The following is an 11,486-nucleotide window of genomic DNA, read 5'->3' as shown; positions in this document are numbered from 1 at the left end:
GCGGATTCGTCGGCACCAGTCGTCACAGCCCCGGTATCGGCGTCTTCGACGCCCGGAATTTCGGCCGACTCCGCCGTCATCGTGGCGGTCGCCTCGCCGGCCGCTTCGCGGACGTCGCGTTCGGTGATTCGGTTCCCGGTACCGTTCCCGCCAAGCGTCGCGATGTCGACCCCCTCCTCGCGAGCGAGTCTGCGGACGCTGGGCGCAGCGAAGACGCGGCCCTCCGGGACGGTCGATCCGTCGTTCTCGACCGATTCGGACGGATCGGCGGACGTCTCGCCGATGTCCGCCTCGATCGTCGCGTCCTCATTCGGGCCGGCGCCGGTATCCGCTTCGTCCCCGCTCGCGTCGTCGACCTTGAACACGACGAGGACGTCGCCGACGGGGACGACCTCCCCCTCCTCGGGGCGCAGTTCCGCGACCTCACCGTCACACGGTGACGGGATTTCTACGAGTGCTTTGTCCGTCTCTACTTCGGCGAGCACCTGGTCCTCTTCGACAGTGTCGCCGACGGCAACGTGCCAGGTGACCAGTTCACCCTCGGCAACGCCTTCGCCGACGTCGGGTAGTTCAAACTCCGTTCTCATCTGTGGGATGGTATTGACTTTAACACACAGCAGTATACGCTCTTCGGTCACCGAGTTCTCGTCGCGCCGATCGGTTCGCTCCCCGATACTCGTCGATTCGTCCCTCGAATTTTCGACGGGACGTTCGGAACAAGCAATCGGACACCTGTTCGGAAGAGACGACCAACAATTATTAGCTGGCGAACCATTGGTCAGTCACATGGGTGCAGACAACGATCAAATCCGAACGCAGGTCAAGACGGTGCGGACGGCGCTCGACATCGTCGAAGCGATGAAATCGCTCGATGGCGCCACGACGACAGAGCTCGCCAACCACCTCGACATGCCCAAGAGCAGCGTTTACAACCACCTCCAGACCCTCGAGCACGACGGGTACATCGTAAAGAACAACCAGACGTACGAGCTCGGGTTGCGGTTCCTCGACCTGGGTGCGTTCGCCCGTCAGAAGAAGGGGAAACTGATCAACGTAGCCCAGCCCGAACTCGAGTCGGTCGCCGAGGAGACCGGTGAGCTGGTTAACCTGCTGGTTGAGGAGAACGGCCGCGGTATCTTTCTGTTGCGCGAGCAGGGGCCCAAGTCGGTGAACATCGACTCCTACACCGGCCAGTGCATCCACCTGCACACGACCGCGCTCGGAAAGGCGGTGCTGGCTCACCTGTCGGAGGAGCGCCGGCCGGAGATCATCGACCGTCACGGCCTGCCGGAGAAGACGGAGAATACGATCACCGACCGGAACGAACTCGAGGAAGCACTCGAGGAGATCCGGAACGAGGGCGTCGCGTACGACCTGGAGGAGCGCATCAAGGGACTCCGCTGCGTCGCGATACCGCTCTTCCGCGACGACCGCATCTCCGGAGCGATCAGCGTCTCCGGCCCGAACAGCCGCATGGACGACCAGCGCATCCAGACCGAGATCCTTCCGAAACTGCAACACGCGGCGAACATCATCGAACTGAACCAGACCTACTCGTGACGGCGACGAAGGGGGATCCGTCGCGAGATCGCCGCCAGAACGGACCAGGTCATTTGTTCGTGTGTAACGAACGTAAGTTCGCTTTTGCACGTTAGCGGGAATTATCTGGCGAACACGTCCGATCGAACGGGTCAGAATCGTTCGTCAGTCGGATCCAACGTCTCGATGCCCGATAATAATTACAAACATATGGTTGTAAACCATGACGATGGTGCGGTCGGTTTCGTGTTTCACTGACCAATCGGTTCGAACGGGCCGACGCTACCCGTAGAAATCCTCCGTACAGTTCGGTTGTGCTATCGGTCGCGAATCTGCCAGAATGATTCGGACAACTGTTCGCCTGTGAAGAACACTCATTCGCTCAGGACAGCTATTGGGTCTCGTCTGGCGAATACGACCGACCGAGCGGGTCGGAATCGGACGTCGCCCGGATCGACCGCCTCGAGATCACGCTGATTACAACAGTGTGGTCGGAAAGTATTCTACTATTGTCACAACAGTAGCCCGTTCTGGATTATCAACGAAGTAGGTGGCCTCAAGCACCACGAGACGTTACGGACGTTCTCATTCGTCGGACTCGTGATATCAGTGGTTGGCCTCGTATTCACACTCGTAATCGCGACTGTCCTCCCGTTGGCCTAGCCTCCTACTTTTCCTCAGGATACCGCGTCGGACCGCCAGCGACTACTCTGTCCCGATGTATCCAGAGTGTATAAGTTATTGGGAGTTGAGCTACCATCTGTCATGGAATTTGAGTTCCTGTCCGAGACATCACTGTCGGACAAGCAGATATCGACCGGGGAGGAGCGTCGTGAGAAACATAGCACTGACTGGGGAACGCCCGATACGGAGGCAGCAATGCCTGATATCGTCGTTTGGCCCGAGTCGACCGAGGACGTCTCGACCGTTCTCGAGGGGGCTAACGAACGGGGAATTCCGGTAACGCCGTACGCAGCTGGAACGAGCCTCGAGGGCCACGCCGTCCCGGTCGAGGGGGGGATTAGTATGAACATGACTCGGATGGATGCAGTCCTCGAGATTCGACCCGAAGATTTCCAGATTGACGTTCAGCCCGGACTGCTGGGATCGCGGATTACTGAAGCTGTGAGACCATATGGTCTCTTCTTTCCACCACTTCCCTCTTCTGGAAATATCTCGACGATTGGGGGAATGATCGCTAACGACGCGAGCGGAATGCAAACGGTCAAATACGGTGAAGTCCATGACTGGGTGTTGCGACTCGAGGCCGTCCTCGCAGACGGGACGTTCATCGAGACTGGAAGCAAGACCGTAAAGACGTCAGCCGGTTACAACGTGATGGATCTCCTCGTCGGGAGTGAAGGAACTCTCGCCGTCGTTACCGAGGCCACGCTCGAGTTGGTCGGCATCCCGGAACAGATCCGTGGCGGTCGAGTTATCTTCGAGAATCGAACGGACGCGTCGGCGGCCATCTCGGATATCGTCCGGTCGGGTGTTGACGTTGCGAAGATAGAATTAATCGACGAATTGAGTGCGATGATGGTTAATCGGTATCTCGATGTGGACTTACCGAATGCTCCGATGGCGTTCGTCGAATTCCACGAGAACCACGACGTCGAAACGGAGATCGAGTTCTGCCGAAGCATACTTGAGGAGTATCCTGTTCACGACATCGATATCGGAAAATCTGGGCGAGAGATGGCTGAACTGTGGGAAGTCCGCAAGGAGATGGCGTCCGCTCTGAAACACTACGACCCAGACTTGGAGATGCTCACCTCCGGCGACGTTACCGTTCCGATCAGCAAGTACGCCGACCTCATCGACTATATTTCGGCGCTCGAGGCCGAACATGACTTAGAGATACCGTGCTTCGGACACGCCGGTGACGGGAACATCCATTACACCGTCATGGTCAGGGAAGGCGACGCCGACCACCGTGCGCTTGGCGAACGAGTCGACGAGGAGATCGTTGAATATGCAATCGACCTCTATGGCACGTCGACGGGCGAACACGGCGTCGGCATGGGGAAACAGCAGTACCTTCCCGAGGAGTACACTGACGGAACAATTGACGTTATGCGCCATCTCAAGGACGCGCTTGATCCAAACGGTATCCTGAACCCGGGAAAAATCATCTCTCCAGAGTGACTTCGGATCCGGTTCCGAACGGTGGACTCCATCTTGTACCGGAAGTTGTCCGATACATCGGCCTCACCGCTGATGATCTCTTTCTCGTAATCGTCGCCGGCTGGCGAGCCGGCCGCTACGCCCGTATCGAGCACCTCGAGGCCTGAAAGGCGTAACTGGCAGCGGCCGGGACGGTGGTGACCTCTTTGCTGACGGTCGCGCGAGCCAGGAGGCGGCGAGTAGCGTTCGCAGTACTCGGAGGAGCGGTCGATTCCTCCCCTTTTATCGGGAATATCACAATCGAAAGACAAAGGCATATAATTTTATATATTATTTCTGGGACTAGTGGGCCAAGGTGAGTTAATAAAGCAACAGGAGAACGAACATCCGATAAAATCCATACATTCTTCTATTAATTGTAAAGAAAAACAAACTTTACTGTGTGTGTTTCTGCGAAAATAACCCATACGCCGCAGATCATCATTGGTCTGCCAGAAATCACGTCCGAAGACGTGGTTCGTGTTGTCGATAGCAGCAGCGCTCCCTTGCCGAGTGATTTCGCGGTTTGCGCGATGCAGACGGAAGAAGACGGCGATAGGTGGACCGGCATTAACTCGAAGCGCAACCGTAACGGTCGCCGCAGGATCGATTCCCGTTCCCACTGGTACGCCCGGCTGTCAGGTCGGGTCGCTGGCTCGCCGTGATCGGTGCCGATGACGACCTCTAGTGCCACTGAAAATCAGTGCACACTTGATCGCATGACAGCTTCGCGGTTAGCGTGTAAATTATTTCAGTGGTCACTATAGCCACCCTGGACGGTAGTATCGGAATGGAGGCACTGTCTAGTTGAGCCAGTTTGAGAAGAGAGCAGGTCATTGAGTGAATTGGCTAGAATGCTCGCAGACCTGCTCATCGAGAGCTATGACGCGAATTTAGAAGAATCTTGGGAGAATGAGCGGACGGCGACGCCCGTCAGGGCGTTCGCCGTCCGCCTTCATCAGACCGGTTGTTCACTTCGGGAGACAACAATGATTCTCGCTGAATTAGGCGTTGAGCGCTCTCATGGGGCGATCTGGAACTGGGTACATCGGCTGGCTGACAGTGAACGCGACCCGCCGACGGCGTCGCCGTCGCGGGTCGCTGTGGATGAAACCGCTGTCAAAATCAACGGCGAGTGGTCTTGGCTATATGCTGCAATAGACATCGAGTCGAAGTTGATCCTCGACGTCGCGTTATTTGGTCGGCACGGCACTGATCCGGCAGCTGCATTTCTCCAGAAACTCCACGAGAAACACGATCTCTCCGAGGCTGAGTTTCTCGCTGATCAATTTGGCTATCGGACTGCCCTCTCGCGGGTAGGATTGAGCGGTCGGGTCAACTATACTGACCGAAACCTCATCGAAAAGTGGTTTCATACCCTCAAAATGCGCATTGACCGCTTCCATAATTCGTGGGTCGGTAGTCGGCAAGCGTCAGAGAGTTGCTTGAACAGTTCGCACATTACTATAACACACAGCGACCGCACCAGTCACTCAACGGACAGACGCCAGCGGAGGTGCTAGACTAGACAGTGCCAGCTAAGATCAATTGGCTGTTCAGGTCGATGCTGACTTGCTCTGTGTAGAATGGTTATCTGTCTCATTGGTCACTACCGGTAACGAAAACACGAATGTCGTCCCCTCCCCGGGTGTGGAATCAACTTCAATCTCGCCGCCATGTCGTTCGACAATTCGTTTACAGAGTGCGAGTCCAATCCCTGTCCCTGAATGCTCTTCTTGGCTGTGGAGCCGCTGGAATACCTCGAAGACGCGGTCTTGGTCCTCTGGATCAATCCCAATGCCGTTATCACGAACTGAGATCATCCATTCTTCAGCATCACGTTCGGCGGAAACGTCAATCCGTGGTGGCTCATCGCTGTTATACTCGATCGCATTCGAAAGGAGGTTTTGAAAGAGTTGGCGTAATTGGCTCTCATCTCCTTCGACACGCGGTAGCTCACCGGTTTTGATAGTGGTGCCAGTCTCCTCGATCTGTAATTCAAGATCCTTGCGCACGTTGACAAGCACCTCCTCAAGATCAACGGGTTCGAGCGGGTTCCCCTGTGTATCTACACGTGAATATTCGAGTAACCCGTCGATCATCTCTTTCATTCGCTCCGATCCGTCAATCGCGTAGTCGAGGAACTCTTCACCATCTTCGTCAAGTTCGTCACCGTATTGACGTTCGATAAGTCCCAGATAGCTCGAAACCATCCGGAGCGGCTCTTGCAGATCATGGGATGCAGCGTACGCAAACTGCTCAAGACGTTCGTTCGATTCTTCAAGTTGCCTTTGTGTTTGTTCTAGCAGATGATTTTGCCGTTCAAGTCGACGAGCATGTGTTTTCGCTTGCGCAGCGTACGTCCCTACACCGTATCCGGCGACGGAACTGAACCCTGTGAGTATCAGGACAGACCGGACTGGGTTGGCGATCTTCGGACCGGGCTGGAAATTGTAGAGTACAATAATGACGAGCATCACCCCAATCCCAACGAGGCACCAGCCTGCAATAGTGGAGTAGAATCTCGGATGGATGTCAGTGCGGGGTAATCGATATCCGCCAATGAGGAGAAGGAAACCAGAGCCACCAATAAAGCTGGTGATGATATGAGTATTCACAAGAGACATCTTTGGAGAAGTCGGCATGAACGCCCAGCCCGCAACAAGTATGAGGTACAGCCCGCCAAGAGCTATAATCACATTCCTCCCGCCAATGACGGCCGCGAAGCGGTCCCAAAGGCGCATTGACATGTTTAGGGTAGGGTCAACTATAGCCTTTTTGGAGCGATCAGGGGGTTCCAATTCGATGCTCAGTTCGCACACCTAGTTGCCGTTCAGTACAGATGAAGTAGATAACGGAGCGACGAGTGATTTATCGGAGAGATTGTAGAAACTGCGTGCTGAATACAGAGGATGGGTCTTGTTTGTCGCAACGTACTTGTCCGGATTGTCCTTGTCGTCATTGCTCTCTTTTTCACACATCTATTATATTAATGAAGAGGTATATGAATCGCAAAAACAGGTACAAGAAACGATCTTCTCGTGATTTCGAGCATTCAGCGAGTCAGTGGATCGGTCTCCACTGGAACGATCGCGCTGGCTTTCGCGTCACTCGTGATTCCAGCAGAAGGGAACAGGATCCGACTGCCTTTCGAAATCGTGTGAGAAGATCGAGGAAGCGGTCTGTTCGACCGCTCATATGTGAAATATCCAATGTGAAAAGCCGAATGATCTTGTTAAGTCGAGCGCTTAATACGCAGCTCCTTTTGTCTCATTATGTCAATATTTCCAACTCACACTCTTGTGAGTTTATTTATAGCCATATATGACTAATATATATGCTTATTATAGTGATTCTCCTTGAATTGACTGATGACACGAACATCACGACGAACTGTTGTTGGAACGATTGGTGCGGCGCTCGGAGTCTCATTGTTAAGCGGTACGGGGACAGCACAGGAGGAGTTGAAGGAGACCCATAGAGCACGAGAGAAACTCCATATAACGGCACATCGCGGATTCAGAGACATCTTTCCACAGAATACGATTGCCGCTGTAGAGGGTGCGTCGCGCTTAGGAGCAGATCGTATCGAAATCGACATTGAAGCAACAAGCGATGGAGAGATTGTTGTTTTTCACGATGCGACACTTGATAACCTCACAGATGAAGAAGGTCTCGTTGGGGAGACCCCATCTGAAACAGTGTTGCAAGCAGAAGTTCTCGAATCTGGAGAGACAATCCCAACGCTTGCTGAAACCCTTGACGCAACTAGACCAAGCGTGATGATGAATATTGAATTCAAAGATTCGGGTCCCTTTTCTTGGAAAGAGTTTGCCGAACAGGCACTACCTATTGCATCGCAATACCCAGGGGAGTACTATGTATCCTCGTTTGACCCGGACGCGCTCCGAGCCGTTCAGGATGTCGATCCTAGCGTAGATGTGGCGCCTATTTTTGGAGATAATAAAGAGGAGAATATGAAGATTGCTCGCGAACTCGGCGCTAAAGCGGTCAATCCCTCTACTGGAATTCTTGATCCAGATCTTGTGGAAACTGCTCACAAAGAAGGCCGGGACGTTAATGTGTGGACGATTGATAGTTGGAGAGAGGCTCAAGAGCCACTTGAGTTGGGCGTAGATGGGCTGATCGCGGACTATTCTCACATGGCTACCTTCGACAATACACATCGCAACCCACCGAATCAATAAAATCGGACATAGATATTTGGGAGATACCGTATAGATGAGAACTGAGCGTGTCATAGAATGCAGGATTTTCATAGGTACATCTCATACCTGCTATCCATCGATTATACAGCCCTCATTTCGCGCCTGTAAGCCAGTGATTTCAACAGTTACACGTTTTATCCATGGTCGGGTCTATGAATAATGGAGGAGGGAACTATTGCATGACATGCTCGAGCAGCGCCGAGAGATCACCGAGACGCTTTCGACTCGAGCAGTGGCTTTCGAAGTTACTACTGAGACAGTCGTTGAGACCGACTACTAAGAGATCGAATTTTAGCCCGGGGCCCAGAACGGGTCACACTGCGGTTTTCTCAGGGTCGAGGGCTGCTACACGATTCTCGAGATCCACGTCGCCTGTACTATCGACAGTCACCGTGTAGCCGTTGTAGACGAATTCGATTGTGGACGGATTCCTATCGGAGTCGCGTGCGTCATAGAGTAAGTCAAGTGCGTCCGTGTTGATCGCGGAATGGATCGGTGGGTTGAGCTTTTCCGGTTGGACTCCTTCACGTTCGGCGACTTTGTCTACGATCTTCAGACTGAGTGATTGAGTGGGTTGCACAACCTCCGATGTCAGGAACTAACACATAAAACCAGACGTTCCTCTAATGACGTGCGTCAGACAACGGCCTCTGAACAGTTTTCATGACGGGTTCTGAGTAGGAGGGAAATGAGTGATTACGGTGGAAGAGAATCACTTATTCAGAAGCTAGTGTCAATCGAAATTTTCGCTTGCTCGGTTCCACGGTGATCACCGCGGGATCGAGCAGGCGAAGATCGTGATCGGCGATATTTTCTAAGGGTTCGCTCAAGCGATGACGAGCGTTTCGACGACTGGCTCCCCGCTCATGAGGAGGACGACATTGTTAGTCGCACAAACGGCGTACACGAGAACAGCACCGACAGCGAACAGTGCATCATATGGTTTCGAGAGATAGTGGCCGATCATGACGATCACGGCGGCGTAGATACTTCCAGCGAGAACGACACCGGGCAATCCGATTAGTTCATAGAAATGGGTCGTGATCGGATTAAGTTCGGTGGCGTACGGAACGAGAAAGAGGAACACTGTAGCGACGAGATCAACCAACCAGAACAACCCGAACGAGAGACGTATCGGCGGGTTTGCCGGACGGTTCAACGCTATCCCGCGGGTTACTGTTGTTTCCATACTTCAATTGGAATTATGTAGCTCGTTAGTTTTAGGTGTGCCGAAACGGGGCGTATTAGGGACTATTACAGTCGAATTCTAAATATGATCAGTTCAGAGTGACTGTTTCATTCGTGATTCGTTGGTACCTGCAGAGAATTCTGACGCGGGGTCACATCTCTCCCTTCATCGTAACTGAGACAGGACTCTCGAGGTCGAAGCTGACGGTTCGAATGCTCAGCGTCTCGGTGATCTCCCGGCGCTGCTCGCGAGTGAGATCGTCGCGCTCTCGGGTCCGCCGGTTGCGGGAAGACTCGGCGAACTGGAGCGAGTTCACCGAACCGCCGACGCTCCAGAAGGGAGCGGTTTCCCACGAAACCGAAAGAACGAGTCGATCAGTCATCCGTTTCGTCGCCGTCCGCGCTGTCTTCAGACACCTCGTCGGCTTGAGTCTGGGTTAGGAACTCGTAGCGCCGACAGACGTCGGTCCAGTCGACGACGTTCCACCACTCCTTGATATAACTCGCCCGTTCGTTCTCGTACTGGAGGTAGTAGGCGTGCTCCCAGACGTCGAGCGTCAGGATCGGGATCGCACCCTGGTGGGCCAGCCCGTTCTGGGACTCAACCTGCCCGATCACAAGAAGGTCGGCGATCGGTTCGTAGAACAGCATCGCCCACCCGTTGCTCTCGACGTTCTCCGCGGCCGCGCTGAACTCGTTCCGGAACGCCTCGAACGAACCAAACTGGTCCTCGAGCGCGGATGCGAACTCACCGTCGGGTTCGCCGCCACCGTCGGGGCTCATGTTCTGCCAGAAAATGGTGTGGTTGACGTGGCCGGAGAAGTTGAACGAGAAGTCCCGTTTGATGGCCTTGATATCCTCGAATTCGTCGGTGGAACGCATCTCTTCGAACGCGTCGAGGGCGCTGTTCGCTCCGTCGACGTACCCCTGGTGGTGTTTGCTGTGGTGGAGTTCCATGATCCGCTCGTCGATATGGGGCTCGAGCGCGCCGTACTTGTAGGGGAGTTCCGGAAGCGCGTACCGTCCGTTTTCTGTCGCGTCGTGAACCAGACCGCTGTCGTCGCTATCGTCATCGTCGGCCCCCACTGTCGCGGTCGATCCGACCAGCGCGAGACCGGTCAGTCCGCCGATTGTTTGTAGGACATCGCGGCGCTGCCCGATAGGGAGCATCGATTCGTTCGTCATGCGCTTGCGAGGTCAACGTTCCGCCTAATCAAAATCCACCCGGCGATAGAAAGTCACTACGATCAACCAGTCTACGGTTAGTATGGCTCGGTCCAACGGACGACCTGACGCCATCGCTCGCTCAAAGATGATGCGGAAGTCCTTCGCGTGCTCGAAGATGCCGGCATCCCTCGCGAGCGGCTCATGTCCGTTGATCGCGAGAATCTGCTGTGTTGAATAGCGGTCTAATCGGCTGATATCATGGAATAAAAGGATGAAGGCGAGGAAATCGTCTCTTGTCTCTGGAGGTCGATCGCCTCGGCTTCGTTGAGCAGTTCGCACCTAGCCAAACGGTCGTCACGCGCCGCCAAGTCCGTGACGGCCGACGCCTGAAAGTACGGCGCTCCATCTCACACAACGAGCAGATCATCTTCGAACTCTTTGCATAATGCGAGAATGAAATGTTTCGCGTGATCGGCAGTAACGTACTCTTCGAACCGAGGAAAAAGCGATCACCGTCCTCGGTGATCGCGCCCAAGAGACACAGCCAGTCGCGTTGGCCGGATAATTCGACAGACAGCCGTGTGCCGCACGGGAACCACGCGGAACGCGGCTCAATTTGCACAGATTTCTTGGTTTGATCGATATAGACTACTGTGGCGTCCATCTCTCGCTGCTTTTTTGAGTTCCTCGCGGAACGGTTCTTGCTCGTCAGCATCAGATTCGGCGGCTGTACGGCGTGGTTTTTGATAGCGCAATCCCGCTTCTTTGAGCAGCCGCCCGCAACTCGGGATTGCGTACTCGACATCGTACGTCTCGTTGAGATACTGCTGGACGAGTGACGGCGCGTCAACTCCAACTTCCCCAGGAGATTCGTGGACAGTTTCTTCAAATTCTTGTTGCTCGTTTTCTGAGAGCTTTCGCTTTCTCCCAGATCGGTGAACGTCAGTAACGGCCTGCTCAATCGACTCGTCGGTGTCGAGTCGCTTGAGCCAACTATAGATCGTCCGTCGCTGAACGGTGTACCACTCGGCTAGTTCAGTCTGCTCGTAACGCCGTTTTTGTACGCTATTGCTGGTAAGAGACGTTATGTCGGCTTCTTCCCCTCTACGCTGTGAAGACATCTTGTAATTTCACGACAGAGATCTCGTCGAGATTATCTACTGTGCCCAACAACACATTCTGAGTGAAAATTTCTAA

The 11,486-nt window shown here is 54.2% G+C and carries 11 protein-coding genes and 5 pseudogenes; 9 read left to right on the top strand and 7 right to left on the bottom strand.

Annotated elements, in window-relative coordinates; genetic code table 11:
• The coding region (locus tag PGX04_RS06440; RefSeq protein ID WP_273737757.1) for a biotin/lipoyl-containing protein at window positions 1-587 on the bottom strand (587 nt) is incomplete at its 3' end.
• A gap of 199 nt (window positions 588-786) precedes the next feature.
• Between PGX04_RS06440 and PGX04_RS06435 the strand changes: the two genes are divergently transcribed.
• The 5 genes and pseudogenes from PGX04_RS06435 (at window position 787) to PGX04_RS06420 (ending at window position 5,233) form a co-directional block, all read left to right on the top strand.
• Window positions 787-1,560, top strand: a complete 774-nt coding sequence (locus PGX04_RS06435; RefSeq protein WP_273737756.1) for an IclR family transcriptional regulator — start codon at window positions 787-789, stop codon at window positions 1,558-1,560.
• A 507-nt stretch (window positions 1,561-2,067) separates the two neighbouring features.
• Window positions 2,068-2,202 (top strand): annotated as a pseudogene (locus PGX04_RS34470) (GntT/GntP/DsdX family permease); the annotation flags it as partial.
• A gap of 102 nt (window positions 2,203-2,304) precedes the next feature.
• Window positions 2,305-3,687, top strand: coding sequence for an FAD-binding oxidoreductase (locus PGX04_RS06430; RefSeq protein ID WP_273737755.1), 1,383 nt, complete (start codon window positions 2,305-2,307; stop codon window positions 3,685-3,687).
• Window positions 3,684-3,833, top strand: coding sequence for a hypothetical protein (locus PGX04_RS06425; RefSeq protein ID WP_273737754.1), 150 nt, complete (start codon window positions 3,684-3,686; stop codon window positions 3,831-3,833). The genes PGX04_RS06430 and PGX04_RS06425 overlap by 4 nt, the downstream gene beginning before the upstream one ends.
• Before the next feature lie 726 nt (window positions 3,834-4,559).
• Window positions 4,560-5,233: pseudogene (locus PGX04_RS06420) on the top strand (IS6 family transposase).
• 28 nt (window positions 5,234-5,261) lie between these two features.
• Here the strand turns inward: PGX04_RS06420 and PGX04_RS06415 are convergent.
• Window positions 5,262-6,449, bottom strand: a complete 1,188-nt coding sequence (locus tag PGX04_RS06415) for an ATP-binding protein (protein ID WP_273737753.1) — start codon at window positions 6,447-6,449, stop codon at window positions 5,262-5,264.
• Window positions 6,450-7,076: 627 nt separating this feature from the next.
• Here PGX04_RS06415 and PGX04_RS06410 point away from each other — a divergent pair.
• Window positions 7,077-7,913: a glycerophosphodiester phosphodiesterase gene (locus PGX04_RS06410; RefSeq protein ID WP_273737752.1), complete on the top strand. Its 837-nt coding sequence runs from the start codon at window positions 7,077-7,079 to the stop codon at window positions 7,911-7,913.
• A 208-nt stretch (window positions 7,914-8,121) separates the two neighbouring features.
• Window positions 8,122-8,214 (top strand): annotated as a pseudogene (locus PGX04_RS34465) (DUF7692 domain-containing protein); the annotation flags it as partial.
• Between the two features lie 33 nt (window positions 8,215-8,247).
• Here the strand turns inward: PGX04_RS34465 and PGX04_RS34460 are convergent.
• The 4 genes from PGX04_RS34460 to PGX04_RS06395 form a co-directional block, all read right to left on the bottom strand.
• Complete coding sequence (locus PGX04_RS34460) at window positions 8,248-8,514, bottom strand: HalOD1 output domain-containing protein (RefSeq protein ID WP_377042277.1); 267 nt, start codon at window positions 8,512-8,514, stop codon at window positions 8,248-8,250.
• 246 nt (window positions 8,515-8,760) lie between these two features.
• The gene (locus tag PGX04_RS06405) at window positions 8,761-9,123 is read right to left on the bottom strand and encodes a hypothetical protein (protein ID WP_273737751.1); all 363 of its coding nucleotides are present in this window, start codon (window positions 9,121-9,123) and stop codon (window positions 8,761-8,763) included.
• 151 nt (window positions 9,124-9,274) lie between these two features.
• Complete coding sequence (locus PGX04_RS06400; protein WP_273737750.1) at window positions 9,275-9,505, bottom strand: hypothetical protein; 231 nt, start codon at window positions 9,503-9,505, stop codon at window positions 9,275-9,277.
• Window positions 9,498-10,307: a superoxide dismutase gene (locus tag PGX04_RS06395; RefSeq protein WP_273737749.1), complete on the bottom strand. Its 810-nt coding sequence runs from the start codon at window positions 10,305-10,307 to the stop codon at window positions 9,498-9,500. Before PGX04_RS06395 ends, PGX04_RS06400 begins: the two co-directional genes overlap by 8 nt.
• A gap of 120 nt (window positions 10,308-10,427) precedes the next feature.
• On the opposite strand from PGX04_RS06395, the pseudogene PGX04_RS35000 reads away from it, so the two are divergent.
• Together PGX04_RS35000 and PGX04_RS06390 are read left to right on the top strand one after the other, a co-directional pair.
• A pseudogene (locus PGX04_RS35000) lies at window positions 10,428-10,523 on the top strand (DUF7983 family protein); the annotation flags it as partial.
• A gap of 59 nt (window positions 10,524-10,582) precedes the next feature.
• Window positions 10,583-10,735: a hypothetical protein gene (locus PGX04_RS06390; protein WP_273737758.1), complete on the top strand. Its 153-nt coding sequence runs from the start codon at window positions 10,583-10,585 to the stop codon at window positions 10,733-10,735.
• On the opposite strand, the pseudogene PGX04_RS06385 reads toward PGX04_RS06390, so the two are convergent.
• Window positions 10,700-11,459, bottom strand: a pseudogene (locus PGX04_RS06385) (IS630 family transposase); the annotation flags it as partial. The gene PGX04_RS06390 and the pseudogene PGX04_RS06385 sit on opposite strands and share 36 nt — an antisense overlap.
• Window positions 11,460-11,486: the final 27 nt, after the last annotated feature.

The sequence above is a fragment of the Natrinema soli genome, assembly GCF_028618695.1.
The sequence above is the reverse complement of the archived record's forward strand: the minus strand, read 5'-3'. Positions and strand labels throughout refer to the sequence as shown.

Bases quoted from the DNA above. Each gene is read 5' to 3' on its own strand.
- PGX04_RS06435 (WP_273737756.1), top strand. From the start codon at position 787: ATGGGTGCAGACAACGATCAAATCCGAACGCAGGTCAAGACGGTGCGG.
- PGX04_RS06430 (WP_273737755.1), top strand. From the start codon at position 2,305: ATGGAATTTGAGTTCCTGTCCGAGACATCACTGTCGGACAAGCAGATA.
- PGX04_RS06415 (WP_273737753.1), bottom strand. From the start codon at position 6,449: ATGCGCCTTTGGGACCGCTTCGCGGCCGTCATTGGCGGGAGGAATGTG.
- PGX04_RS06410 (WP_273737752.1), top strand. From the start codon at position 7,077: ATGACACGAACATCACGACGAACTGTTGTTGGAACGATTGGTGCGGCG.
- PGX04_RS06405 (WP_273737751.1), bottom strand. From the start codon at position 9,123: ATGGAAACAACAGTAACCCGCGGGATAGCGTTGAACCGTCCGGCAAAC.
- PGX04_RS06400 (WP_273737750.1), bottom strand. From the start codon at position 9,505: ATGACTGATCGACTCGTTCTTTCGGTTTCGTGGGAAACCGCTCCCTTC.
- PGX04_RS06395 (WP_273737749.1), bottom strand. From the start codon at position 10,307: ATGACGAACGAATCGATGCTCCCTATCGGGCAGCGCCGCGATGTCCTA.